At 65.6% G+C, this 26,042-nt stretch carries 18 protein-coding genes and 1 tRNA gene; 8 read left to right on the plus strand and 11 right to left on the minus strand.

The genetic code is table 11. From position 1 onward, the window contains the following. Nucleotides 1–36: 36 nt before the first annotated feature. The 6 genes from AC4D12_RS12120 to AC4D12_RS12145 all read right to left on the minus strand — a co-directional run bounded on the left by AC4D12_RS12120 (nucleotide 37) and on the right by AC4D12_RS12145 (nucleotide 6,626). Nucleotides 37–1,059 (minus strand): acyltransferase family protein, encoded by a 1,023-nt coding sequence (locus tag AC4D12_RS12120; protein ID WP_490950192.1) that lies wholly within the window; start codon nucleotides 1,057–1,059, stop codon nucleotides 37–39. 193 nt (nucleotides 1,060–1,252) lie between these two features. Then, nucleotides 1,253–2,446: an MATE family efflux transporter gene (locus AC4D12_RS12125; protein ID WP_490950193.1), complete on the minus strand. Its 1,194-nt coding sequence runs from the start codon at nucleotides 2,444–2,446 to the stop codon at nucleotides 1,253–1,255. Next, entirely contained in the window at nucleotides 2,443–3,564 is a 1,122-nt protein-coding gene (locus AC4D12_RS12130) for a glycosyltransferase (protein WP_490950194.1), read from the minus strand. Before AC4D12_RS12130 ends, AC4D12_RS12125 begins: the two co-directional genes overlap by 4 nt. Further along, nucleotides 3,561–4,391, minus strand: a complete 831-nt coding sequence (locus tag AC4D12_RS12135) for a glycosyltransferase (RefSeq protein WP_490950195.1) — start codon at nucleotides 4,389–4,391, stop codon at nucleotides 3,561–3,563. The genes AC4D12_RS12130 and AC4D12_RS12135 overlap by 4 nt, the downstream gene beginning before the upstream one ends. Then, nucleotides 4,388–5,407, minus strand: a complete 1,020-nt coding sequence (locus AC4D12_RS12140) for a glycosyltransferase family protein (RefSeq protein ID WP_490950196.1) — start codon at nucleotides 5,405–5,407, stop codon at nucleotides 4,388–4,390. The genes AC4D12_RS12135 and AC4D12_RS12140 overlap by 4 nt, the downstream gene beginning before the upstream one ends. 103 nt (nucleotides 5,408–5,510) lie before the next feature. Next, complete coding sequence (locus AC4D12_RS12145) at nucleotides 5,511–6,626, minus strand: glycosyltransferase (protein ID WP_490950197.1); 1,116 nt, start codon at nucleotides 6,624–6,626, stop codon at nucleotides 5,511–5,513. 224 nt (nucleotides 6,627–6,850) lie between these two features. On the opposite strand from AC4D12_RS12145, the gene gmd reads away from it, so the two are divergent. The 7 genes from gmd to AC4D12_RS12180 all read left to right on the plus strand — a co-directional run bounded on the left by gmd (nucleotide 6,851) and on the right by AC4D12_RS12180 (nucleotide 15,688). Next, nucleotides 6,851–7,879 (plus strand): GDP-mannose 4,6-dehydratase, encoded by a 1,029-nt coding sequence (gene gmd, locus AC4D12_RS12150; protein ID WP_490950198.1) that lies wholly within the window; start codon nucleotides 6,851–6,853, stop codon nucleotides 7,877–7,879. A 1-nt stretch (nucleotide 7,880) separates the two neighbouring features. Continuing rightward, nucleotides 7,881–8,846 carry a GDP-L-fucose synthase family protein gene (locus AC4D12_RS12155; RefSeq protein WP_490950199.1) on the plus strand — a complete coding sequence of 322 codons (966 nt, stop codon included), beginning with the start codon at nucleotides 7,881–7,883 and terminating at the stop codon, nucleotides 8,844–8,846. Nucleotides 8,847–8,947: 101 nt separating this feature from the next. After that, entirely contained in the window at nucleotides 8,948–10,462 is a 1,515-nt protein-coding gene (locus AC4D12_RS12160) for a tyrosine-protein kinase domain-containing protein (RefSeq protein ID WP_490950200.1), read from the plus strand. A 14-nt stretch (nucleotides 10,463–10,476) separates the two neighbouring features. Beyond that, nucleotides 10,477–11,958, plus strand: a complete 1,482-nt coding sequence (locus AC4D12_RS12165; RefSeq protein ID WP_490950201.1) for a sugar transferase — start codon at nucleotides 10,477–10,479, stop codon at nucleotides 11,956–11,958. A gap of 47 nt (nucleotides 11,959–12,005) precedes the next feature. Then, nucleotides 12,006–13,910: a DUF4012 domain-containing protein gene (locus AC4D12_RS12170; protein ID WP_490950202.1), complete on the plus strand. Its 1,905-nt coding sequence runs from the start codon at nucleotides 12,006–12,008 to the stop codon at nucleotides 13,908–13,910. Nucleotides 13,911–14,171: 261 nt separating this feature from the next. Further along, on the plus strand, nucleotides 14,172–14,801 hold the full coding sequence (locus AC4D12_RS12175; RefSeq protein WP_490950203.1) for an LPXTG cell wall anchor domain-containing protein: 630 nt from the start codon (nucleotides 14,172–14,174) through the stop codon (nucleotides 14,799–14,801). Nucleotides 14,802–15,163: 362 nt separating this feature from the next. Further along, nucleotides 15,164–15,688 (plus strand): LPXTG cell wall anchor domain-containing protein, encoded by a 525-nt coding sequence (locus AC4D12_RS12180; RefSeq protein ID WP_490950204.1) that lies wholly within the window; start codon nucleotides 15,164–15,166, stop codon nucleotides 15,686–15,688. Nucleotides 15,689–16,180: 492 nt separating this feature from the next. Here the strand turns inward: AC4D12_RS12180 and AC4D12_RS12185 are convergent, their stop codons facing one another. From AC4D12_RS12185 to AC4D12_RS12205, 5 genes are all read right to left on the minus strand, one after another. Then, a complete protein-coding gene (locus AC4D12_RS12185) occupies nucleotides 16,181–18,844 on the minus strand; it encodes a LuxR C-terminal-related transcriptional regulator (protein WP_490950205.1) in 2,664 nt (887 codons plus the stop codon). Next, nucleotides 18,844–21,498, minus strand: coding sequence for a helix-turn-helix transcriptional regulator (locus tag AC4D12_RS12190; RefSeq protein WP_490950206.1), 2,655 nt, complete (start codon nucleotides 21,496–21,498; stop codon nucleotides 18,844–18,846). The genes AC4D12_RS12185 and AC4D12_RS12190 overlap by 1 nt, the downstream gene beginning before the upstream one ends. A gap of 284 nt (nucleotides 21,499–21,782) precedes the next feature. After that, nucleotides 21,783–22,763, minus strand: coding sequence for a ribose-phosphate diphosphokinase (locus tag AC4D12_RS12195; RefSeq protein WP_490950207.1), 981 nt, complete (start codon nucleotides 22,761–22,763; stop codon nucleotides 21,783–21,785). Next, on the minus strand, nucleotides 22,760–24,274 hold the full coding sequence (gene glmU / locus AC4D12_RS12200) for a bifunctional UDP-N-acetylglucosamine diphosphorylase/glucosamine-1-phosphate N-acetyltransferase GlmU (protein ID WP_490950641.1): 1,515 nt from the start codon (nucleotides 24,272–24,274) through the stop codon (nucleotides 22,760–22,762). Before glmU ends, AC4D12_RS12195 begins: the two co-directional genes overlap by 4 nt. A gap of 75 nt (nucleotides 24,275–24,349) precedes the next feature. Continuing rightward, nucleotides 24,350–24,421: transfer RNA gene (locus AC4D12_RS12205), tRNA-Gln, on the minus strand. Nucleotides 24,422–24,683: 262 nt separating this feature from the next. On the opposite strand from AC4D12_RS12205, the gene AC4D12_RS12210 reads away from it, so the two are divergent. Further along, a complete protein-coding gene (locus AC4D12_RS12210) occupies nucleotides 24,684–26,012 on the plus strand; it encodes a right-handed parallel beta-helix repeat-containing protein (protein WP_490950208.1) in 1,329 nt (442 codons plus the stop codon). Nucleotides 26,013–26,042 lie beyond the last annotated feature (30 nt).

The following is a 26,042-nucleotide window of genomic DNA, read 5'->3' on the forward strand; positions in this document are numbered from 1 at the left end:
TCCTATCCTTGATCGAGCGGCCGACACCTGCACGTTTCACTGCAGCGCCCTTGCTTTGGCCCAAGCGGTGAACGGCCTCAGCCCCCTATGGACTGCAGCACTCATGATGATGCTCGCCGGCACGGCAACCCAAGCGACGTCCGCCTGTGAACCTCCGACGAGCCAAGATCCAAGTACAAGCATCGGAAAGTGAAACAGGTAGATCTCGTAACTAATCCGTCCCACGTAGACCATGGGCACGAGGGACAAGACACGTACGCCCATTGACCCGTGATTCGTCGTAAGACTCGTGACCACGGCTAACGAGCCCCACGCTCCAAGAGCAGCGGCAAGACTCTCGAAACGCGCCTGGCCACCTAAGGTCACGGCCAAAACGATGAGGACAGTACCGATCGCACCGCTACCCGGGAGCTTGAATCGAGGATTCGCTTGAAGGATCAAGGAAAGCGCACCGCCGAGTAGCATCCCGCCCATTCTCAAGAACATCCCAATTCCGCCACTCGAGAAACTCAAAAATAGAACTAGACCCAAGCCACTTGAAAGTAGTAATAGGCTTCTAAATCTAACTGGAACTCTAAACAACGTGACCAATACCGCGGGCCAAACAAGATAGAATAATTCTTCAATTCCCAAACTCCAGGTATGGCGCCAAACCTCGCCAATATTCGCGATTGGAAGCAAGTACGGCATCGTGTACGTCAGCGCGCTTACCGTCTCGATGAGAAATCTCCCTACTTGCGGTGCGAGAATAAGCCCCGGAAGAAAAAAGATGCATACTGCAACAACCAACGCCGGATACAATCGCATAAGCCGGCGTAAGTAGAAAGAGCGGAAATTGATGCTGTGGCGCTCTTTCCACTCTTTCAACAGCACCGATGTAATCAGGTACCCTGATAGGACGAAAAAAATATCCACGCCAATCTGACCACCGAAGTGCGCCGGATAAACAGCATGATGAATAACGACCAGAGAAATGGCAACCGATCTAAGCCCGTCCAGTTGTGGCAAGTACCGAATTGTCGGAGCAGTAGACGCGTTACCGGGGTCATGTTCAGTCATGACGCCTCCAGTGACTGCTTGCACATTCTCTTTACTGGCACACAGCGAAGAGTCCCGTCGAGTGAATCGAGAACCTTGACGTCAGTTCGCAGATCACCAGCCGTAGGCATGAAGCGAGACTCGACCCGACCCAATCGCGAGATTGAATAACTACCCGCTTGAGTAGCGCGAACCTCAAATCGTAATACATTACTCACTGTTGGCCCTCCGCGCTCTTTCCTCGCGACGTGTAGGCGAACGCGACGATTATGAGAACCTGCGTGTAGACGGGAGCGACCCAAATCAAGCTTTCGCCCATGACCACAATGGTTGCGACCGTCAGTGCAAGTCCGAGTAATGTACCCGTCGCGACGATCGCCGTCGATCTTAGCGGTTTTCCCTCTGCTAAAGCTTTCATTTGAAATGTCTGGGAAAAACAAGAAAGCGCAGCACCGAAGATGAAAGCAAATACAACGGGTGTAGAACTCGAGTAGTCCGCACCTAATATTTTTGTGGTTGCATAAACTATGAGAGGAGAAGACAAAATCAGGACGAACGCGTAGATCGCCGCCGCAAGGCGTAGTCGTTTAAGAATCAGCATGAACTTGGCGGTTCCTCGAGTCACAGCCATGCGTGGCACAAAGATGACCTGAAGGGCTGAGACGAAAATGGTCAACGGTTGTGCGATCCTATTGCCTACCGCAAAGGAGGCCAGCGCGTTCGCGGACGCGAATGTAGCCAGTGTGATCGGCTCAATTTGATTCATATTTGTGGCGAGAGTGGCCAACCAATACTGAACTAAATTACGGATCTGGCTCCAACTGATACAACTCGTGCGTGTGGTGACGACGACCCGCAAGCACAAACTGAACGATAGGACTACGCAAGGGACAAGCAACCAAGGTGGCGCTGAGGCAAATTCATCTCCTGACATTATCCAGATAATCAAAGGAAGAGTCCTTTGTACGAGCAACGTGACGGAGGCCCTCCCATGGTTTTCCAAACCAGAACTGTATGAGACGAAGAAATCAAACAACTGGTCGCTCACCGCAAGAAACAAAGCCAAAAGGATCACTTGGGGGTAGGAAAGAGTCACCCACGCGAGAACACCAACAATAAGAATTGTAAGTGACGACGCGAGTCGAATAATTGCCGACGTATAAGTCACCTCACGCGGAGAGGTTTCTGCTGCGATGCGCAACATACGCGTCGGGGTTCCCAGACCAAGTACGACCCCAGAAATAATGAAGATTGACAGTGCAACAGCGAATTGTGCGAAGTCAGCAGGCCCAAGCACTCTCGCCGAAAGCAGCAGGAAAGCCGCCTGAGCAAGAGATGCGAGGATCCTGACTGAAAATCGTAGCGCCAGCGGTCTTGCTTCTGGCGGTAGTCCTCTTGCGGCTCTCACTCGCTCCTCAACATCGATCGAGCAAACTCATTGCGATCGGCAAAACGAACTAGTTCACCGGAAGGCCGATTGGCTTCTACGACGGCATCAAAACCACTGGCGAGTGCTCTCTCGCTAAGTTGCACAAATATGCCATGATTAGGCTTTCCATTCAATTCTCGCGCGAGCGTTGGCGAGCCAGCTGCTAGCGCGAATGTGCCGAGGGCCATAGATTTGCCAATGATGCCACTAGGCCCATCGCCGGTGTGTGCCGCTACTACCACGTCAACCGCCGCAATCGCGTTGTCGAGGTCTGCTGCGGGAAGGAGACCCAGTCGACGCACCACTCGCACCCCTGCCTCTTCCGCCTCCTCTAGGGCTCGAAGACACCGCTGTTCCTCATCTGAGGCCAAACTTCCCGCGATGAGAAAACCGAGGCGGTCGTGATTCTCTGCTTCTTTGAGCGCCCTCGCGACTATGTCGAGGTTCTTCCTGGCCGTGATGTTTCCAAAAATTCCGACCCAGGTCCGCCTCTCATCAAGAACCTCACGACGAAATAGAGCACTCGCAGAGGGATCGATATGTACGTCGACAGGATCTGGAACAGCTCTGAAACCCATGTAGTTGTAGTCTGGCTCCTTGGGTGACGATGGGGCGAGGGCTATTACATCAACCCCGCGCTGCCTTAGCCCCTTCATGAGTAGGAGCTTCAGATAGTTGCTGGCTGATTTTCGTCCTCCGTCCATCTGAACAGGCGCGCGCATGATCAGCAATTTCAACCAATCCATTCTCATCATGGACGCGCTCCCTAAAAGGGCAGCGGGAAGGAGCTTGTCGCCTTCTAGTACTAGAATTGTTTTGTCGTGATATTTCTTTCGCAACTGGCGAATTTTTCGACTGACCCATGCGATGTAGCCTCGCTGGCGGATGTCTGGAAGCCCACCCAAATTTTCGACTACCACCGGCACCCCCTCGAACCTTTGTGAATATTCGGCTGAGTTCAGAGTATCTGTGCTCGTCGCAAGAACGACAGGAATCTCCTGGGAAATTCCATAGGTCACGAGATGTAAGCAATAGTCCATGCGGTGGCCAGTGTAATTAGGCTCGAAGATGACAACGCCAAGCATTTGAGTGGTCACGTTACAGGCCGTCTCGCGGTCGCCACCACAAGAAGTGCTCTGATCCTCTTGGGGTCGAGAGCAAGCCTCACTAGTATTTTGACCACCTGGAGCGTGGCTAGCGCCAGGAATTTAGCGCTACCGATTTTGCTGAAATTCACCGCAGGAAACCATTGTCCGAGTCCGGCTGTTCGCATGGGCAAGCCGATCACTTCATTCTCCAGATTGGAACCGTGGATAACTTGCATCCACATCGGATGAGGAGTTTTGATGTTCTTCACGCTGCCCAGGGTGGGCATGAGATAGTGATCCAACGCAAAAATTGTGTGATGATCCGCCACGCGGCCTCGTTCAATGATTGTAATGAACGGATTAGCTGGGTAGGGTCGGCGGTAGACGACTTCATTGGAGTACTGAGATCCGCTGACGAAATTTACGAGAAGGAGTTTCTGGTCCGAGATCTCGCGTTGGACTCTTTCGATGAAGTCCCGCGAGACCATGTCATCATTGTCTAGTCTGGTCGAAACCAGAAGCTCGGCCTTCTGCCTTGGTCGAAGTACCTCCTTCAGAGCTTCCGCATCGAAGCTCACCGAGAGGTACACCGCTTCGATCGAAAATGGTGCCTCGCTGATGAGTAGTTGTATCCGCTGACGCAGCCATCCCGGGGTGCTTTCGTCGAAGAGAAGCAACCAGGTAAATTGTTGATTTATCTGACTAAGCATACTTGGAAGACAGTATTTCTCGAAGAGGTCGACGCGGTCACGGAGCCACGCATCCGAGGCTGGGCCTTGCGCCACGGACGACCGGACGTTGAATCTTGTGATTACAAAATGTTCGAAGGTAATCATTGTTTGGCAACCTCTCTCACAAGTGCTCTTACCTGCGACCCCCGACTGTCCCAACCGTGCCCTTGCGCCTCTAGTCTGTGGCCGTCGGGTGACCATGGTTCGGTCAACAATCGCTCTGCCTCCGCCAAGAAGTCAGCATGGGAGGTCGCGACCCGAACGCTTGCACCACTACTGCCTACGGATGGAATTTCCGTCGACAAGACCGCAAGTCCAGATGCTAGGTACTCATAGGTTTTCAATGGGCTCACACCAACTGTGTAGGAATTGATCAGATAAGGGATTAGTCCCACCACACACGAACTCGCTAAGCGTGCTAGTTCGGGAATCGAAAGCAAGCCATGATAGACCGCTCCCGCCGCTTGCAGGCGTTGAATCGCGGCTTGTGATTCGTTGTCACTGATCGGTCCCGCGAGGTGCAGTTCTTTGCCGGATTTCACGAGATCGTCCAGCAGAGCGAAGTCGACTTTTTGCTTGGTGAAGTTGCCCGCGAACAATAGGCCCGAGCGAGCTGAGTCAGATTTCAATTCGAATGCCGTCAGGTCGGCAACGTTTGGCCAGAGACGGACGTCTCGGAATCCAATACTGTATAGATGGTCGACTACTTTCTGACTGCTTCCGACGGCTTTGGTCACGGTCAGGGCTCTACGCTTTTCATGAGACCGGACCAGCCGCGCGTCGATACCCTGAACTTCGCCAAGCAGGTCGACACAGTGATACACACTTCCGTCCACGGCTGACTCGAGGTCGTAGGTGACCGGCGTATATGTCCACAGCACCTTCGGGCCGGCCGCCGTGACCCAAGTTCGCAGTTGCGCTTGGAGCAGTGCACGGTTGAGTGGCGCGAAGGCCCAACGATGTAGAGGCACGACTCGTGGCTTGATGATGGAGAGGCCAGCGGGCTTCTCACGTCCCGTGGCTTCATGTGTTCGTCTCGGCAAGAGACGGCGCATGACACGACGCATGTCTGCCGTCGTAAGCCTTGGGCGGCGTAATCCCATTGATTCCACATACGTCACCTCGAACTCCTTACAGAGTTCACGCACGACGTAGTGCTGGTTCGTCGCGATGGGTTGGTCCCAATCTGCAGTTCCGAGGACCAGCACCCTCGTGGTCAAATTCCTAACCGCGGCCAAAATCTTCCTCTATCCAACTTCTGATCCTCTGCTGAAAATTTGGCACGGAGAACGATTTCACTTTCTCAATCACAGGTTCCATTTCGATCATCAGCGCCTGCTCGAAGACCTCCTTCAAGGCTCTCAGGTCTGCAGGCAATGTGACCCCACCACCAAGCACCCTCGCGGACTCCGCAGCGCCACCCCTCGCGTTGACCAAGACTGGGGTGCCAAGAGCCATGGCCTCAACAGGCATGATGCCGAAATCTTCCACCGGTGGGAAAACGTAGGCCTGTGCAGCTCGGTAGAGCGCGTATAGCATCGCATCCGACGGGCAATCCACGATCCTTACGGGAATCGATGAATCGTTTGCTTTCGATTGCAGCTTCTGCCTCTCAGGACCTGAACCTGCCAGGACAACTGGCACGCCGCACGCTTCTCCGACGTCAATCACTCGGTCTAGTCGCTTGTACGGGACGAATCGGGAGGCGCCGAGGACGAACGGTCGCGGAAGCCCCTCGAGAGTCGCTTGCTCCTCAGGAGTGAGCCGCCCAACCCATGATGCAACGTCCTGGATGCTGTCAATATCGACAGGCGGGTAGATCACTCGACTGGGCTGGCACCACGCCCGTTCCACTCGCCGCTGAACGAACTCGCTGTTGGCAGCAATGTTGATGCCTCGACTGGCACTCCTGCGGTCCTGCCATCGCAAAGCTGGAGAGACCAAACGGCCCATGAACGAACCCGCGCGGTCATCCAGCTCGGGTTCCCAAAGATATCGGGCGGGCGAATGCACGTAGGCGAAAACCGGAGTGTCAGCGGTATTCCGTTTGCCGCCAATCTGATGGGCGTAGAGGTGTGAGCTGGCAAGGACCCAGTCGTAATCCGCTAGAGACTTTGAGGCCCAAACCGAGGGCATGAATGGCAATGCTAGGGCCTTCGAACGCCGAAGCGGCGTTCGGGACAGTATTGATTCATTGATCTTCCTTCCGGTGAGGAAGTCCGGATCATCGTTCCAGAGGCAAAAAACGTCCGCGTCGGTGAATTCCGCGATCATCGCCTTCGCGACCTGTTCAGAGCCACCTGTCTTTGCGATCCATTCGTGAGCGATGAGACCCGGCAAGTGCCGCTCCTTCTCCTGCCGTCGCGTTTTCGTCGCAGATACCGGCTAGATGTTGATGAGACCGGCGCCCAGCGCGCAAGGAACTCACGTCATGTATACCAATTCAAGGTGTAACGCAGGAAACGATGACGTTGAGAATGACCACGCGCACTATGCTCGGTACCTCACGCACCTCGCCGCCGGTTCTCGCCCGGATCGCACGGCCCATCACTCTGGGGAACATCATGCCTAAGCGCGCTCTCATCACCGGCATCACGGGCCAGGATGGCTCCTACCTCGCCGAACTGCTGCTGCGGAAGGGCTACGAGGTCCACGGTCTGATCCGCCGTGCATCCACCTTCAACACCTCGCGCGTGGACCACCTGTACGTGGACCCGCACGACCCCACCGCGAAACTGTTCCTTCACTACGGCGACCTCAGCGACGGCTCTCGCCTCGTCACGCTGCTCGCGGATATCCGCCCCGATGAGGTCTACAACCTCGCCGCGCAGTCCCATGTACGGGTGTCCTTCGACGAGCCCGAGCACACCGCGGACACCACGGGCATGGGCACCGTCCGTCTCCTGGAGGCTGTCCGGCTGGCCGGCATCGAGACGAAGTTCTATCAGGCATCCTCCTCCGAGATGTTCGGTGCCACTCCCCCGCCGCAGAACGAGGACACCCCGTTCTACCCGCGTTCCCCCTACGGCGCCGCCAAGGTCTACAGCTACTGGATCACGAAGAACTACCGCGAGGCCTACGGCATGTACGCGGTGAACGGCATCCTCTTCAACCACGAATCACCCCGCCGCGGCGAGACCTTCGTGACCCGCAAGATCACGCGCGCCGTGGCCGCTATCAAGGCCGGCCAGCAGCAGCACCTGTACATGGGCAACCTGGACGCCGTGCGTGACTGGGGGTACGCGGCCGAGTACGTGGAGGGCATGTGGCGCATGCTGCAGGCCGACGAGCCCGATGACTTCGTGCTGGCAACCGGTGGCAACTACACGGTGCGGGACTTCCTGCAGATCTCCTTCGAGCACGCCGGCCTCAACTGGGAGGAGCACGTCAAGTTCGACGAGCGGTACCTCCGCCCCACCGAGGTGGACGCTCTGGTGGGTGACGCCTCGAAGGCGGCGGCCAAGCTCGGCTGGAAGGCCACCATCCACACGCCGGACCTCGCACGCCTCATGGTCGACGCCGACATCGAGGCCCTGAAGCACGCGGGCCGCCAGTGGATCGACACCGTGGATCTCGACTGCTGGAAGGCTTGAGATGACCGACTTCACGCCCGGCCCCCTCGACCGCGACGCCGCGTTCTACGTAGCGGGCCACCGCGGCCTCGTGGGCTCCGCGATCTGGCGCACGCTCGAGGCCGAGGGTTTCACGAACCTCCACGGTCAGTCCTCCACCGAGCTGGACCTCAAGAACCGCGAAGCCGTGTTCGCCTACATCGGCGCCGTGCGGCCCCGGTACCTGGTACTCGCCGCTGCGAAGGTGGGCGGCATCATGGCGAACAACACCTACCCGGTGAATTTCCTCACGGAGAACCTGCAGATCCAGGTCAACGTGCTCGACGCCGCGCGCGAGTACGGGGTGGAGCGCCTGCTGTTCCTTGGCTCCTCCTGCATCTACCCGAAGCTCGCCGAGCAGCCCATCCGCGAGGACTCCCTGCTCACCGGGCACCTGGAGCCGACCAACGACGCCTACGCGATCGCGAAGATCGCGGGCATCATGCACATTCAGGCCGTGCGCCGGCAGTACGGACTCCCCTGGATCTCGGCGATGCCCACCAACCTCTACGGGCCCGGGGACAACTTCTCTCCGGAGGGCTCCCATGTGCTGCCGGCGCTGATCCGCCGCTACGACGAGGCGGTGCGTGACGGCGTGGGGACCGTGACCAACTGGGGCACCGGCTCACCGCGCCGCGAGTTCCTGCACGTGGACGACATGGCGGAAGCCTGCCTCCACCTGATGGAGCACTACGACGGACCCGAACAGGTCAACGTGGGCACCGGCAGTGATGTGACCATCAAGGAGCTCGCAGGCATCGTGGCCGGCGCCGTCGGGTATCAGGGCGTCATGGAATGGGACACCACCAAGCCGGACGGCACACCGCAGAAGCTGCTGGACGTGTCCAAGCTCGCCGATGCGGGGTGGACGGCGTCGATCAGCCTTGAGGACGGCATCCGCCACACGGTTGAGTGGTACCGGACACACCGCGCCGCACTGCGCGGCTAGACTCTGCTCGAACCCTCGGGTACACCAGGAGCGGCAGGAGCTGACTCCCTTGCTAGCGGTCTCATGGGCACAGCCCAGCAAAGCATTCAGAGAGGTCTCCTGTGGAGCTCAGCGACTACCTTCGGATTCTGCGGCGTAACTGGCTGCTGATCACCGTCTGTGCCCTCGTGGGCCTGCTCGTGGGAGCGGTCGCATCCTTCGCTGTGCGCCCCACGTACACCGCGCAGACCAAACTGTTCGTGGCCACGCAGAATTCGGGCAGCGTGCAGGAGCTCCAGCAGGGCAACACCTTCACCCAGGCCCGCGTGCAGTCCTACGTGGAGACGGTCACCGAGCCGATCGTCCTGCAACCTGTGGTGGACGCCCTCGGTCTCGATCTGACGCCGCGCGAACTGGCGTCGCAGGTGACCGCCACCGCAGACCTCAACACCGTGATCATCACCATCGCCGTCGATGACACCTCCCCGGTCCAGGCCGCTGCGATAGCCCAGGCGACGGCGGACAGCCTCGTGCAGTCCGTGGACGGACTGGAGAGCACGGAGGAGGGTGGCGGATCCCCCGTCAACCTCACCGTGATCACCCCTGCCTCCGCACCCTCGGACCCCTCGGCTCCGAACACGAGGCTGAACCTGGCACTCGGGCTCCTCGTGGGCCTCGCCCTCGGAGTCGGCGCCGCCGTGCTCCGCACCACCCTGGACACCCGCGTGCGTGGCGAGTCTGATCTTCGCCGCATCAGCGAAGCGCCCGTGCTCGGCGGCATCACGTTCGACGTCGACGCCACCAAGAAGCCACTGCTCACCCAGGTGCCGGGGCAGAGCCCCCGCGCCGAGTCCTTCCGGCAGATCCGCACCAACCTGCAGTTCGCCCACGTGAGCCACAAGTCGAAAGCCGTACTCGTCACGTCGTCGCTCCCGGGTGAGGGCAAGAGCACCACGGCCACGAACCTCGCCATCGCGATAGCCCAGGGTGGTCAGTCCGTGGTGCTCGTGGATGCCGACCTCCGCCGCCCCCGCGTGGACGAGTACCTCGGCCTCGAGCGGAACGCCGGCCTCACCACCGCGCTGATCGGCCGTGCCGACGTCGAGGACCTGCTCCAGCCCTGGGGTACGGACGAGCTGTACGTGCTCACTGCCGGGCAGATTCCCCCGAACCCGAGCGAGCTGCTCGGTTCGGATGCCATGAAGCAGCTCATCACGCGCCTCGAGAACAAGTTCGACGCCGTGATCATCGACGCCCCTCCCCTCCTCCCGGTCACCGATGCCGCCGTCCTCTCGCAGCAGGTCGGTGGAGTGGTGCTCGTGATCGGCTCCTCCAAGGTGAAGCTGCCGGACCTCCAGAAGTCCCTCGGCAACCTCGAGATGGTGGACGCCGATCTCCTCGGCGTGGTGATCAACCTGCTGCCGTCCAAGGGCCCGGACGCCTACTCCTACACGTACAACTCCTACGACTCCGTGAAGGAGCCGGAGCTGCATGCCGGCTCCGGGGACAACCGCCTGCATACCACGGAGGACGACGCCCCGCCCCGCCGCAGCGGCGCCGTGGCCGTGGACGCCTTCGACGAGGCGGTGCTCGGCCTCCGGCGTGGACAGCCGGCTCGCCGCGACCGCACGAGCTGACAGGACCCGGACGCATGTCACCGACGGGTGGCGCCGAGGTGCAGCACCGTCCGGCCGGCCATCAGCAGCCAGGCACCAGCTGGATGGTGCGCTACCCGCGGCGGCTCGCGATCATCGACGCCCTCGTGATCCTGTGGGCCACCTCCGGCGCACTGCTCATCCGCTTCGGGTTGCAGGACGACACCCGGGCCGATTCCATCACCATCTACGCCTGGATCACCGCGGCCATCAGCATCACCTGGTGGGTGATGCTCTCTGCCTGGGACACCCGCAACCCACGCGTGCTCGGCTCCGGCCCCGAGGAGTACAAGCGGGTCTTCTCGGCCTCGCTGTGGCTCTTCGGCATCATCGCGATCCTCTCCTACGCGCTCCAGTACGACACCGCGCGCGGGTACGTGGGGCTGGCACTGCCCTCCGGCGTCGTGGGCCTCCTCCTTGCCCGCTGGATGACGCGCCAGTTCCTCAGCACCGAACGCAAGCATGGCCTCAGCACCTCGCGGATCCTCCTCGTGGGCGGACGGGACGCCGTGGACCACCTCGCCACGTCACTGCGGAAGAACCCGATGGCCGGCTACTCTCCCGTGGCCGCCTACGTGATCGACGACGAGGACCGTGCCCTCCGTGCCAATCAGGATCTGCGGATCATCGGGTCCACGCCGGACGTCGAGTCCATCCTCGAGGCGCTCGAGGACTGCCTCGCCGATTCGATCGCAGTCTCAGCCGGCTCCAACCTGCACCCCGACGTCCTCCGTCGGCTCGGCTGGGCGCTCGCCGAGCGTGAGGTGCGCCTGATCCTCGCACCGGCCCTCACCGACGTCGCCGGCCCCCGCATCCACACCCAGCCGGTCGCCGGCTTGCCGCTCGTGCACGTCTCGACGCCGCGCCTCACCGGCGGCGCGCGGGTGCTCAAGCGCCTGTTCGACATCGTCGGCAGCGCCGCGCTGATCGTGGTCTTCTCCCCCGTGCTGCTGGTGGTCGCGCTGCTGGTGCGCGCCTCCGGCCCCGGTTCCGTGCTCTACACGCAGGAGCGGATCGGGGTGGGCGGCGCCACCTTCAGCATGTTCAAGTTCCGCTCCATGAACCAGGACGCCGACGCGCAGCTCGCCGGCCTGCTCGACGCCCAGGGCCGCTCCGACACTCCGCTGTTCAAGGTCACTGACGACCCCCGCATCACCCCCGTGGGCCGCCACCTCCGCAAGTACTCCCTCGACGAACTGCCGCAGCTGTTCAACGTGCTCCGCGGCAGCATGAGCCTCGTGGGCCCCCGCCCGCAGCGTGCGGGCGAAGTGGCACTGTACGACGACGCCGCGCACCGCCGCCTCTACGTGAGCCCCGGGATGAGCGGGTTGTGGCAGGTCAGCGGCAGGTCGAACCTCTCCTGGGAGGAGTCCATACAGCTGGACCTCTACTATGTTGAGAACTGGTCGCTCATGCAGGACGTCATCATCCTGTTCAAGACCTTCCGAGCCGTCTTCGCCTCGCGTGGTGCTGTCTGACCGCCTGGGAAACACGCGGTGATCAGCGAGACAACAGGGGTACGTGGGTGGCACGCAGGACCAGCAAGGGCCGTCGGTTCACGGAGGGCAGCGCCTACTACTTCGGGAACGACGGCGGCGAACGCCGCACGGGGTCCCGTACGAAGCGACGGTTCGCCCGGCTGGCGCTCGCCGTGGGGGTCCTCGCCCTCGTGGGCGTGCTGTGCACCGCGTGGCTCGCCTACCGCGCCGATCAGGTGCGGACCAACCTGCAGGCAACCGCCGACGTCCTGCCCCGGCTCCAGGCCGAACTCCAGGCGGGTGACGGTGACGCCGCCCAGGAGACCCTCGCCACGCTGCAGAACCACACCGCGACGGCGCGGACCGCCGGCACCGATCCGCTCTGGAAGGCCGCGGCGATCCTCCCCGTCATCGGCCCCAACTTCTCGGCCATCACCGAGGTGACGGTCTCCGCGGACGACGTCGTCAACCGCGCGGTGGCCCCGATGCTCAACACCTTCGACTCGCTCGACTGGGACAGCCTCACGCCCACTGACGGCCGGATCGACGTGGCGCCGCTGCAGGAGGTCTCGCCCCTGCTGACCTCCGCCGCCTCCACAGTGCAACTCAGTTACGAACGCCTCGCGGACATCGACCGCGACCGGCTCCTCCCGCAGGTGGCCACGCCCCTGGAGGAAGCGCTGGTCACCATGGACGAGGCACGGACCGCTCTCAACAGCGCCTCCTCGGCCGCGCAGATCCTGCCGCCGATGATGGGCGCCGAAGGCCCCCGGACCTACCTGGTGCTCATCCAGAACAGCGCGGAGATCAGGGCCACCGGCGGTATCTCCGGCGCCTTCGCGCTCATCAGGACCGACGCCGGCGCGATCGAGCTCATCGGTCAGGGCAGCCCGGGCGATCTGGGGCGCTTCGACCCGCCGCTGGACGTGGACCCGCAGCAGGAGCAGATCTACTCGACCCGCCTGGGCGGGTTCTTCCAGAGCGCCAACCTCACACCGGACTTCCCCACGGTGGCGCAGACCACCAAGCGCATGTACGAGGAGCGGAACCCGGGCACGGCGATCGACGGCGTGATGGCCCTCGACCCGGTGGTCCTCGCGAACATCCTCGGCGCCACGGGCCCCATCGAGCTCGGCGCCTTCGAGGACCCGGCCGTCGAGGGGCTGATCGCCCAGGCCGGCCTGCTTAGTTCCCTGACCTCCGAGAACGTGGTGCGCACCCTCCTCTCCGACACCTACGCGCAGATCGAGGAGCCCAGCCTGCAGGACGCCTACTTCGCAGGCGTGGCCGCGCGGATCTTCTCCGCCCTCGCGGACGGGCAGGGCGAGAGCACGGCGCTCGTGGAAGCGCTCACGCGCAGCAGCGAGGACAACCGCCTGTTCCTGTGGTCCAACGAGTCCCGCGAGCAGGACATCATCCGCGGCACGCGCCTCGGAGGCGCCGTCACGGGAGCCGCGAAGGGCGGGGCCGCGTTCGACGTCTACTTCAACGACGGCACGGGCGCCAAGATGGACTACTACGTCACCCGCACCGTGCAGGTGCTGAAGCCGTGCGCGAGCGGCGAGTACCAGGACTACACCGTGCGGGTGACCTTGACGAACACGGCACCGGCCGACGCCGCCGAGAGCCTCCCGGCCTACGTCACGGGAGCGGGCGCGTTCGGCATCCCACCCGGGGAGGTCCGCACCAACATCGTGGGGTACGGCCCGGCGCAATCCTCCCTGGGTACTGCCACCGTGGACGGTGCCGAGGTTCCGGTGGGCTCCTTCCTGCACGGCAATCGTCCCGTCGGCGTCCTCACCACGCAGCTCGCTCCCGGTGAGAGCACCACCATCGAGTACCGATTCGCCCGGGTGGTGCAGGCCGACACCCCGGTGCTCTCGGTGACGCCCACCATCCAGCCCGTTGCCGACGTGGTACTACCCATGACGGAAGAATCCGAGTGCGAATAACTGGCGCATAACCTGCGCTGAAACTGCGTTCCCCCGGCCCGACGGCTCCGAATGCGTTAACAATGGGTTACATCAACGCAGTTCCTCCCATCTCGCTACCCACTTCCGGATTCCCCTGCTACTTTCATAAGCGGTAGCCGAACGCAGACGTTCCGGGCGTACTGGTTAACACCGGTCCGGTTGCCACGAGGGTTCGTTCAGCTGGGGAAAAGCGGGCCGATCTCCCTCTTCGTCACTCACACACTTTTTCGGGAGATAGCTATGCAGAAAACCGTCTCAGTCCTGGCCATCGCCGGGTCCATCGCATTCCTGGGCGCCGGTGCAGCTCAGGCTCAGTACCCCGCCCCGATCGTTCCCGGCACCGTGAGCGACAGCTCCGTCACCGCCGGCGAGACCGTCGTGTTCAGCGGCACCGGGTTCACCCCTGGTGAGCAAATCCTCATCACGGTGGACTTCACCGCTGGTGACCCCGCCGCAGCGGGAGCCGGCGCAGGTCGCGTCGGCGCCGTCCGCACCGGTGTGATCGTCCTGAACCAGATCATCGGCACCTACGAGACCACCGCCGCCGCCGACGGCAGCTTCTCCTTCCCCGTCACACTCGAGGAAGAGGGCACCTACACCCTCACCGCGCGCGGCGTCACCTCCGGTACCACCGTCGTCTCGGTGGTCACGGTCGCCGAAGCAGCACAGACCGGCGGAACAACGGGCGGCACCACCGGCGGAACCGCCGGCGGAACCGCCGGCGGAACCGCGACTGGCACCCGTGGTGGCCTGGCCAACACCGGTATCGACTCGGCGATGTTCCTCTGGGGCGCAGCCGGTATCGGCGCGCTCGGCCTGGGTGCCGGCAGCATCGTGGTAGCCCGTCGCCGTAGCGGCGCCGAGGCGTAGCACTTCCTCGATCACGCATGGAAGCGGACGGGCCCCTCGGGTCCGTCCGCTTCCGCGTTCAGGGCCGTGCGCGGTCTTTCGAACCCCCTTCGTGTGGGTAGGGTGGTGACCTTGAGCGAGTACCTGACGCCGGCATCCTCCGGACCGCTGCCGAGCGAGTACACAACTCTCCCCACGTGTCTCCGGGCGTAGTACGCGCGGCAGACTCCGTCCGAGTTACGTCCCAGCGTGTGCGCCGTACTCGTCTTCACCCGCGCCGATACCCGTTCGATGCTCAGCCCCGCACAGCCGCTCCCAACGCGGAAAGAATGGCCTAGAAGACTTTCGGTCTCTCGCGAACCATTACACGTTGGGAAAACTTCATGAAGAGAATTCTGGCCACTACGGCCCTCGCGGGCATGCTCGCCCTGAGCGGCGCCACCGCTGCGTCCGCCTTCGAATACCCCGCGAACCCGGCCCAGACCGGCGTGGACACGGGTACCACCACGCCCGGCGGATCCGTCACCCTCACCGGCTCGGGCATGACGCCGGGTGAAACCGTCACGGTCACCACCACGTGCACCACGGGGAACGGGGCCGCGTCCACCACCTCGGGCACCACCGTGGCCGGCGCGGACGGTTCCTTCTCCTACACCGCCGTCATGACCACGGCCGGTCAGTGCACGCTGACGGCCGTGGGCGCCGGTTCCGGCGCCGCTGCCCCCGCCCAGGTGAGCGTCACCGGTCAGGTCACCACGCAGGCCGTCTCGAGCTCCGGAGCGGGCCTCGCCACCACCGGCGTCGACTCCTCCACCGCCCTGTGGGGCGCCGCCGGCGTGGGCGCCCTGACGCTCGGCACGGCCGCGGTGTTCGTCGCCCGCCGACGCAGCAGCTCCGCCACCTCCTGATCCACACATGGCATGCACAAGGCCCTGGGAACACCACCCGGCGCCTTGTGCATGCAGTGTGGTGACGCCCGGCGATGTTCGGATTCAGCGCAAGGGCCTACGGTCAGCGGCAGAGTAATCGGAATAATCAGGACATAAACGGAATAATCACGACGAAAAGCCCCTCATCTCGTGGTGAGGGGCTTTTCGTTACCGTTACGTGATAGGGCTGAGGGAACCCTACCGATAAGGTGAGTCTGAGGGTCGGCGGCGGCTGGGGACGAAGTCCTGGTCTCAAGAGAACTCCTACGCCGCCGACCCAGTTCGTGGGCCGTCCATGGTTCGTTCCGGAGCATTCCGCACTGACGCGGTGACGAGCTCCCGGATCACAACCCTGTCCGACAGCTTCAACTCTAGGCTCCCCGCCACTGGTGATCACGAGTAGTCCCGACCCTATTGGCGCGCGGGACTACTCGGGCGGGCTCCTTCAAGTACCTACGTACCGAATGGGCCCTACGTAGCTCTGAGCAACGGCTCCATCTCGGCCGTCAACTCCTCGCGCCGGCTGATGCCGAGCTTCACGTAGATGCGGTACAGGTGACCCTCCACGGTCCGTGTGGACACCGTCAGGGCCCGCGCGATGTCACGGTTCGTGAGCCCTCGCACCGTGAGCAGGGCGATCTCCCGTTCCCGGGCGGTGAGCGGCGTCGCTCCACCTGTATGCGTCGGCTCCGCGACGGTGCCGCCGTCGATCATCGCCCTGCGGCGCCTCACCACGGGCGCGAGCGCACGCTGCGACCGGGCGTCCCCCGCGACGGCGTAGGCCTCCATGGCCCGGGCACAGGCGTCCGCAGCCAGGAGGTACTTCTGGAACACTTCAGCGCGCTCGCCCGCCATCGCCATGGCAGCGGCGTCCTGTTCCACGAGCGCGGTGGCGTACTGGTGCAGCACCGACGCCTCCGCGCCCTCGAGCGAGCGGGTGGCCTCGGCGAGCAACGCGGCGGAACGCTCCGTGCCCAGCGAGGTGGCCAGCTCCAGCACGTCCTTCTCACAACTGAACCATCCGAGGTCGCGCGCTTCCGCCGCGAACAGCAGGAGCGTCTCTCCGGCGTCACCCGTGGCGAGCAGTGCCCGTCCGGCGGTGTCGAACGCCCGGGCCAGGAGCGCGAACTGACGAGGGCCCCGATGCTCCACCCGTGCGAGTTCCTCCGAACAGCGGGCGGACAGCTCACCATCCCCGAGCGCGGCAGCGGCCCATCCGGTGGTGCCCAGCGCATAGGCGAGCACGCCGTCGGGATCGAAGACCCGCAGGGAGGCGAGCGCGGGGAGCAGTGAGTCGAGACCGCTGCGGAATCGTCCGCGGCGGACGTCGAGTGCTCCGGCCAGGACGGCGAGGCTCCCGCCCACGAAGGCGTAGTCGCGGCCCTCCCCGGGGTCGTAGGTCCTGAGCGCCTCCTCGGCCGCGGGGAAATCGCCGGAGTGGATGAGCAGGCCCACCTGCCGGAAGATGACGAGCCGATGCAGGTCCGCGGTGGTCTGCGGGTGGTGCCCGATCAGCTCGAGTGCACGGACGCCGTGGATCCTGGCCTCGGCGCTCCGACCCACTGCTCCGAGCGCCTCGGCGAGCGCCGCCTGCGCCAGCACCTCGACGCGGGGATCGGACGGAGCATCCGCGATGATGCCGCGTGCCGCCACGATCGCCTCACCGTAGCGTCCGACGACGTTCCAGCCGAGGGCTTGGACGCTCCTCCGGAGCAGGTCGGCGCGGGCAGCCGGGCCGTCGTCGTGGGCCGCGAGCGCCGCCGCCCACCGCTCGGTGGTGGAGTCGATCGCCGCGGTGCCCCCGCCGGTCGCCAGCGCGAGCCTCAGCTCGAGTACCCCAGCGAGGCCGATCAGTTCGGTCTCCCCGACACGCTCCAGCAGACCCGCGGACGCGGACCGGGACTCCGCCACGCGTTCGAGCTCGAAGAGCGCGACGGCGTGCAGCAGCCGCGCCGCGAGGTGGTCCTGTGCGGTGACGGCGTCCGCGAGGCGAAGCGCCGCCACGCCGTCGAGGAGCGTGAGCGCGAGGCCTGAGAGCTCCAGCAGCACCTGGTCCGGCACCGCCTCGCCGCACTCGAGTGCCCAGAGCGCGTGACGGATGCGTGCCCGGGCGGGAAGCGGCCGTGAGGTGGAGCTTGCCGCACCCAGCTCCGCGCGCAGCGTGATACTGCGGCCCACGGGCACCTGGGCCCTGATGATCCGGCCGAACAGGGTGTGCGCGTGCACGGCGTACGCCGTCGCCTGCGGGTAGATCCTGACGAGCCCCCGGCCCAGCAGCGCCGACACGGCCCGCTCACTCCCGATCCGGACGAGGTCGGCGAAGGCGACCGCTCCACCGAGCGCGAGAAGTTCGAGCACCGTCTGCTCCTGCGCGTCGAGCTCCAGCAGGATGGAGCGGACGAGGTCTCGGAGCGCCACGGGGATGCTGAGTTCCTGCGGCGCCAGCACCCAGACACCCTCGGGCCGCGCCAGGCTGCCGTTGGCGAGCGCCTCATCGAGGATCGCCTTCAGGAACAACGGATTGCCCGAGGCCTCGTCGCACAGGCGGTCGCTCGCACCCCGGACCACGGCTCCGCCGAGGATGAGCGTGCAGAGCTCGAGGGCCTCCCCGTGGCCGAGCGGGCCGACGTCGTACCTCTCCAGCAGTCCGTCACGGCCGAGGGAGACGAGTTCGTCCGAGACGGGCGTGACAGGACGCGAGAACGCCACCACGCTGATGGTCCTCGACGTGACGAGCTGCGCCAGGAGGTGGCTGCTGGCGTCGTCGAGGAGGTGGGCGTCGTCGACGATCACGAGGACGGTGCGGCCGGCCGGTGCCTGCGCGCGGAAGAACGCGAGCACTGCGCGCAGCACGGACAGCGGCGAGGCCATGTCCGCGGCCGAGGCGGAGGCCAGGAACGGTCCGAGGGCTCCGTAGGAGATGGTGCTCAGCGCGGAGGCGGAGGTCACGAGGAACGGGACCACGCTGCTGCGGCGGTGCTCGAGCAGGTGGTGGGCCAGCGCCGTCTTGCCGGTTCCCGTGTCCCCGTACACGAGCGCCCCGAAGGCCTCGCCGTGGTGCACGAGGTCGGAGAGATCCGACACCAGTGCACCGCGCCCGACGAGAGGGATGTCGCCGGAGAGTGGGGAGAACATCAGGGCGCGCTCTCCGCGGGGATGAGATCAGCCAACTCGGCCCTGCTGCTCACATTCAGCTTCGCGTAGACCTGGTAGAGGTGGCCCTCGACCGTGCGGACGGAGACGAACATCTGCGTGGCGATGGCCCGGTTGCTCCTGCCTGCGGCGGCCAGGACGGCCACCTCACGCTCCCGCGCGGTCAGGAGGTCCAGGTGGGACGCAGCGGCTTCGGCGGGCGCCGGCTCCGGCGTCAGCTCACGGAGCCGCCGCTGGATCAGCCGGAGGCTCGCCTTGTCCTGGACCCTCGTGGTGGCATTGATCCCGGACTGCGCGATGTCCGCGACGAGCCTGAGGTCGTTCATGCCCGCAGCCGCGTCCATCGCTGCCACGAGCTTCTCGACGTCGGACTCCAAGAGGGCCCCCGAGTACAGCTCGAGCGCTCGTGCCATGGCACCCTCGAGCCTTCCCGCCAGGTCACGCAGCGCGGGGACGGCGTCCTGGCGCCCCATGCGGACTGCCGCACCGAGGCTCAGCAGTGCCCAGGCGTCCGCGCCCTGCTCGAGGTCGCGGCGGGCATGGTCCTGCAGCGCGAGAGCCGCACCCGCGCGGTCTCCCGTGCGGGCCACTGCCAGCAGCCGGTAGTGCTCGGAGGCGCGACGGACCAGCCAGGGGCCGTGATCGGCATCCGCCGGTGTCACCTGGACCGCCGGGTGGTCCGCCGTCCCGGTGAGCGCGGCGCAGTAGGAGAGCACCGACGCCGCGATCGGCAGCACGCGGTGCGGATCGGTGATCCTCAACTGTTCGACCGCGGGGGTCAGCACACCGACCGCCTCGAGCACGTGATCCTGCATGAGCAGCAGCAGCGCGTCCCCCAGTGCCGCGAGGGAACCGCGCTGGAAGGACCAGAGGGAGGAGGAACCCGCGAAGTCCGCGATCGCCTGACTTCCCTCGCTGATCCGCCCCGATGCGATGTAGGCGATCCCGGCGCGGACCAGGGCGTCATCGGCGGTGCGATGATCGACGCCCGGCCGCGCGAGGTCACCGGCGAGCGACGCGGCGAGTGTGTCCGCCACCGACTGGCGGTTCATGACGATGTTCGCCTCGAGCGCGAGGGCTTGCACCGCAACACGCAGTGCGGGTGCGCCGGGATCCTGCAGGGCGCCGTCCACACCGACCTCGTCGAGCAGTTTCAGGCAGTCGTGGAACCTGCCCTGGAAGGAGGCCGTCTCGGCACGGGCGAGGACCACGCGCCGATCGAGGGCGGCGAACTCCGCCGCCCTCGACAGGTCACCTGCGGCCAGCGCCTCCTGCCGCCAGACGGCCAGGCGGCACTCGGCCTCCGCGAGCGGTTCCGCCGGATCGGCTCCGGGTGCCCCGCCGGAACGGCGCAAACGGGACTCCTGCACCTTGTAGAGCGTCCACGCGCCGGCATCCAGCTGATCCTCGGAGCGGGAGAGAACCGCTGCGTGCTCAGCGGCCTCCTTGATGCGACCGAGCCCGAGGGCCGCGACCAGCGCCTGATGGGCGAGCTGCGGCGAGGCGCCCACGCCGACGCTCTCGAGGAGGTGGGCTGCACGCTCGTGCTCGCCGTCCCGGTTCAGTGCCTCGAGCGCGGCCACGGCGCGCTCCTCGGGCACGGGCTCACCGGCGTGCAGGAGCCACTCGACGTGCCGGGCGGGGTCGGCGTGGAGACGTTCGCTGGACTCCGGGACACGCTCGACGCGGCGCAGGAGGTCCGCCGCCTCCCGGCATCCCACCACCTCCGCGACCGCCGCGGCGAGGCCGGGCGTCGCGAGGGAGGCGCGGGGTTCGGACAGGGAGTCGATGACGAGCAGGCCGGCGTCCTGGAGGACGTCGACGTCCTCCGGCCGGGTGCCCTCGGCCAGATCGGCCCACGAGAGCGGCCCTGCGAGAGCGAGCAGGTCCACGACGGAGCGCTGCCCTGCGGTGAGGGTCTGCAGCACGGTCGCATGGGCCACGACGTCCTGGCTCGTACCGGGCCGGCCCGGGAGCAGCACGTGGGCGGCACCTCGCCGCGCGATCAGGCCGCGCTGCGTGTAGGCCTGGATGGCACCGCGCACCGCCTGCGGATTCCCGCCGCCGACGGCCCGGGCGGCGTCGACCACCTCCCGGCTCGCCGGCCCGGCGAGGCGCGACTCGACGAACAGGCGTGTCTCCTCGAAGGACAGCGGGGGAAGTTCGATGCGCCGCAGCGCGGACGTGCGCCAGAGCGCCATGAAGGCGGCGTCGGCCTGCGCGAAGTCCGTCACCGTGAGGATGACGGACGCCGTGCGCCCGGCGACGAGCTGGCCGATGAGCGTGGAGGACGACTCGTCGAGGTGCTCGGCGTTGTCCACCGCGAGGACGATCCGCCGGCCGCCGGCCTCCTCGCGGAGGTACTTGGCGACGGCGTTGACCACGAGGGCCGGGTGCATGCTCGCCGAGGGCACCTCCGAGAGCAGGAAGCTCAGCGCACGGTAGGGGAACGATGCCGCGGACGGCAATCCGCGCACGCGGACGATGTAGCTGTCCGCCAGGGATCGCTGGACGTGGTGGAGGAGGGAGGTCTTCCCGGAACCGGGTGCACCGACCACCACGGCCCCGGCGGCGATGGGGTGACGGACCGCCCGCAGGATCGCCTCGGTCTCAGCGGACCGACCGATGAAGGGCACATGAGTACCCGGCGCCGCCGACCGAGTGAGGCTCGGGGCGGGCGGGGGTGGAGCGGACGGTGCCTTGGGTCGGACGGTGCTGCGAGACCACATCGAGTACCTACTACTTCCCAGCTGAAAACAGGTGTCTGAATCCCACCCTAGGAAGAGTGTGAGACGGCAGCACGAGTGGCGGCTACGGAATCGTCAGTACTCTTACGTGTTTCTTTCACGTAAGCAGAAGCGCCACTACTCGTTTTACCACCGCAAAATACCTAGCGAGGCGTAGGGGGCACAGGACACGGTCAGGCGTTGCCGTCGAACAGGCTGGTCACCGATCCGTCGTCGAACACCTCCCGGATGGCCCGGGCGATCAGGGGAGCGATCGAGAGCACGGTGAGCTGCGGGAAGCGCTTCTCGGACGGGATGGGCAGCGTGTTGGTCACGACGACCTCCCGCGCTCCCGATTCAGCGAGCCGACGGGACGCCGGGTCCGAGAACACAGCGTGCGTCGCGGCGATGATGACGTCCTTCGCTCCGGCGTTCTTGAGCACGGCCACGGCTCCGGAGATCGTTCCGCCGGTGTCGATCATGTCGTCGATGAGTACGCAGGTACGGCCCTGGACCTGCCCCACCACCTGCTTGGACACGGCCTGGTTGGGGACCGTGAGGTCCCGGCTCTTGTGCACGAACGCCAGGGGCGCACCGCCGAGACGCTCAGCCCACTGCTCCGCCACGCGCACCCGCCCCGTGTCCGGGGAGACGACGGTGACGTTGTCGGCGTCGACCCTCGTGCGGATGTAGTCCGCCAGCAGCGGGATGGCCATGAGGTGATCCACCGGGCCGTCGAAGAAGCCCTGGATCTGCGAGGTGTGCAGGTCCACGGACATGAGGCGATTGGCACCGGCGGTCTTGTAGAGGTCCGCGACGAGACGGGCGGAGATGGGCTCGCGGCCGCGGCCCTTCTTGTCCTGGCGCGCGTACGGATAGAACGGCGAGACCACGGTGATGCGCTTGGCCGACGCCCGCTTGAGGGAATCCACCATGATCAGCTGCTCCATGAGCCAGTTGTTCAGCGGCGCGGGGTGCGCCTGGATGACGAAGACGTCCGTGCCGCGGACGCTCTCCCCCGACCGGACGTAGATCTCCCCGTTCGCGAAATCGTAGGCCGAGACCGGCAGGAGCTCGGTCCCGAGCCAGGACGCGATCTCCTCCGCCAGTTCGGGATGGGCGCGCCCGGAGGCGAGGACCAGTTTCTTCTCGCCGCGTGCCGTGATCTCGCTCATGACTGACTGCTTTCGTCGAAGTGCTGTTCTTCTGCTGAGGGGGTGGGCCGCGCTGCTGCTGCCGCGTCCGCCGACGCCGTCCCGGGACGCTTGGTCTCGGTCCAGCCGTCCACGTTCCGCTGCGGTGCCACGCTGATCCCGAGTGCGCCGGCCGGCAGGTCCTTGCGGATCACGGCACCGGCACCGGTGTAGGCGCCGTCGCCCACGGTGACGGGAGCCACGAACACGGTGTTGGAGCTGGTCCGCACGTGGGAGCCGATCACCGTGCGGTGCTTCGCGACGCCGTCGTAGTTGGCCGTGATGTTGCCGCAGCCGATGTTCGTGTACTCGCCGATCTCGGCGTCACCCGCGTACCCCAGGTGGGAGAGCTTCGAGCCGCGCCCCACCGTCACGTTCTTGGTCTCGTAGAACGCGCCGATCTTGCCCTCCTCGCCGAGGACCGTCCCGGGCCGGAGGTAAGCGAAGGGGCCCACGCTCGCACCGGCCCCGATGCGGGAGCCGCTGCCGTGTGTGCGGACCACGCGCGCGCCCTCGCCGACGACGACGTCGGTGAGCGTGGTGTCCGGGCCCACCACGGCGTCGCGCTCGATACGCACATCGCCGTGGAGCTGCGTGCCCGGCAGGAGGGTGACGTCCTCCGCGAGTTCGACGGTCACGTCGATGCGCGTGGACGATGCGTCGACGACCGTGACGCCGGCCCGCATCCAGCGCTCGACGATGCGCCGGTTCAGTTCGTCGCCGAGCTGCGCCAGCTGTACGCGATCGTTGACGCCCTCGACCTGCCAGCGGTCCGCCACGGCGAGCCCGGCCACGCGACCGCCGTCCGCCCGTGCGATGCCGAGGACGTCCGTGAGATAGAGCTCGCCCTGCGCGTTGCCGGCGTCGATACGCCCGAGGGCACTGCGCAGCACCGCGGCGTCGAAGGCGTAGATCCCGGAGTTGACCTCACGGACGGCGCGCTGGGATTCGTCGGCGTCCTTGTGCTCCACGATGCCGAGCACCGAGGTGTCCTCCGCGCGCAGGATGCGGCCGTAACCGGTGGGGTCCTCGAGGATCGCGGTGAGCACCGTGACCGCGTTGCCCTCCGCGCGGTGTGCGTCCACGAGGCCCTGCAGCGTCGCGGTCGTGAGCAGCGGGACGTCGCCGTACGTGACGACGACGGTCCCCTCGAGTACGCCGTCCGCGGGGGCCGCGGCGTCGAGCGCCTCGACGGCCACCTGCACGGCGCGGCCCGTTCCCGGGATCTCGTCCTGGTCGACGAGCAGTACGTCGGGTGCGAGGGCCGTCAGATGGCCGGCCACGAGCTCACGCTCGTGACGGACGACGACGGCGAGGTCGCGCGGCGCCAGCCCCCGGGCCGCGTGCACGGCGTGACCGAGCATGGACCGCCCGGCGAGCGTGTGGAGGACCTTGGGCGTGCGTGACTTCATGCGGGTCCCGGCTCCGGCCGCGAGGACGATGACCGCCGCGACCTCCGAGTGCTGGGACGGCGCTGCGTGCGGGCTCGTCATCGCTGGATCGTCGGTCTGCGGGCTCACGAGACGGGCACTCCTCCTGGGATTGGGGCTGGTGCGGCGTGGACACCGTTCCGCCCATAGGATTCGAACCTATACTCCACAGCTCCAAAGGCTGGGGTGCTGCCATTACACCAGGGCGGACCACGCGCGGCGTCCCTGACGGGAGCACCCGCGCACGGTGTACAAGTTTGCCATGAGCACCGGGGATCGGCGACCGGCCAGGGCGGCCGCCACGGGCTGGGCCGGGTGCACTCCGAGGACCAAAGGAAATGCAAGCATTCGCACAGGTTGCGGAGTTTCTTGCAAGGACGGCGCTCCCGTGGCAGGCAGGTGACCGAGCACGGGTTAGCGTCGCTGCACTGACCCGCGCAGCGCGGGTTGGTCTCACGAGAGAAGAACCCGCATGCACCCCTCCTCCATGTTGCGCAGCGCCCTTTCGCGCACCGCAGCGGGCACCGTGACCGCCGTGATCGCGGTCTCCACCCTCGCCGTACCCGCTCTGGCGGACGTCCCGACGGTCCTGGCCGACGGCGCGGCGCTGGCCGGCAGCGCCCAGCCCGACGGCGTCTTCACGGCCTCGATCGCCGCACCGGCCGGCTCCACCGTGAAGTTCAAGCTCGACGGCGAGTACCTCGGACAGGACGGATCCGCACCGTACTCCTGGCCCGTGTCCACGAGCGCCGGCTCCCATACACTGAACGCTCGGTGGGAGACACCGGCCGGTCGTCAGGAGGCCACCGTGACGTTCACCGTAGGCCGGACCGGAACCCAGCCCGTCGTCGTGCCGGCGCCTGCTCCCGCTCCCGCACCGGCTCCCGCTCCCGCACCGGCTCCCGCTCCCGCTCCTGCTCCCCTGCCGGGCCCCTCCGGCGTCGTGAAGGTCTCGACGGCCGCGGGCCTCCGCAGCGCCCTCGCCGCCGCGCGTCCGGGACAGGTGATCGAACTCGCCGACGGCCGCTACGTCGGAGCGTTCTCGGCGTCCGCCTCCGGCACTCCGACCGCGCCGATCACCCTGCGGGGGTCGCGGAAGGCCGTGCTCTCGACGGGCTCGACGTCGTCGGGCTACGGCCTCCACATCACCGGCTCGAACTGGCGCATCACGGGCTTCTCCGTCGCGTCCTCCGCCAAGGGGATCGTGCTCGACGGCTCGAGGAACACCGTGATCTCCTCCGTGGACGTGGGGATGATCGGCGCGGAAGCGGTCCACTTCCGCGCGGGCAGCAGCGACGGCGCCATCCTCGACTCCCTCATCCACGACACCGGGCTCACCCAGCCCGAGTACGGCGAAGGCATCTACCTCGGTAGCGCCAAGAGCAACTGGGCGGGCGGCCTCCCGGACCGTTCGGACCGCATCACCGTCCGGGGGAACCGGATCGTCAACACATCGGCCGAGGGCATCGACATGAAGGAGGGGACGACGGGCGGCACGGTCACGAGCAACGTGTTCTCCGCCTCCGGCACCTCGGGCGCCAACTACGCGGACTCGTGGGTGGATGTGAAGGGCAACGGGTACCGCATCGAGGGCAACTCGGGCTCCGGCACGAAGCTCGACGCCTTCCAGGTGCACTCGGTGCTGACGGGCTGGGGTACCGGCAACGTCTTCACGGGTAATACGGTGCAGGGCGGTGTTCCCGGGTACGAGGTGTGGGTGCAGTCGGCATCGCTCGGTACGGTCATCGCCTGCAAGGCGAGTGGGGCCACGAAGGGCCTCAGCAACATCGCCTGCCGCTGAACAGCTCCGGGGTCCACGGCCCTGCAGCAC

The organism is Arthrobacter sp. TJ-266, assembly GCF_058269115.1.

Excerpts from the sequence above, each read along its gene's own strand:
- AC4D12_RS12120 (WP_490950192.1), bottom strand. The coding sequence starts at position 1,059 with ATGACTGAACATGACCCCGGTAACGCGTCTACTGCTCCGACAATTCGG.
- AC4D12_RS12135 (WP_490950195.1), bottom strand. The coding sequence starts at position 4,391 with ATGATTACCTTCGAACATTTTGTAATCACAAGATTCAACGTCCGGTCG.
- gmd (WP_490950198.1), top strand. The coding sequence starts at position 6,851 with ATGCCTAAGCGCGCTCTCATCACCGGCATCACGGGCCAGGATGGCTCC.
- AC4D12_RS12155 (WP_490950199.1), top strand. The coding sequence starts at position 7,881 with ATGACCGACTTCACGCCCGGCCCCCTCGACCGCGACGCCGCGTTCTAC.
- AC4D12_RS12165 (WP_490950201.1), top strand. The coding sequence starts at position 10,477 with ATGTCACCGACGGGTGGCGCCGAGGTGCAGCACCGTCCGGCCGGCCAT.
- AC4D12_RS12175 (WP_490950203.1), top strand. The coding sequence starts at position 14,172 with ATGCAGAAAACCGTCTCAGTCCTGGCCATCGCCGGGTCCATCGCATTC.
- AC4D12_RS12180 (WP_490950204.1), top strand. The coding sequence starts at position 15,164 with ATGAAGAGAATTCTGGCCACTACGGCCCTCGCGGGCATGCTCGCCCTG.
- AC4D12_RS12185 (WP_490950205.1), bottom strand. The coding sequence starts at position 18,844 with ATGTTCTCCCCACTCTCCGGCGACATCCCTCTCGTCGGGCGCGGTGCA.
- AC4D12_RS12195 (WP_490950207.1), bottom strand. The coding sequence starts at position 22,763 with ATGAGCGAGATCACGGCACGCGGCGAGAAGAAACTGGTCCTCGCCTCC.
- glmU (WP_490950641.1), bottom strand. The coding sequence starts at position 24,274 with ATGACGAGCCCGCACGCAGCGCCGTCCCAGCACTCGGAGGTCGCGGCG.
- AC4D12_RS12210 (WP_490950208.1), top strand. The coding sequence starts at position 24,684 with ATGCACCCCTCCTCCATGTTGCGCAGCGCCCTTTCGCGCACCGCAGCG.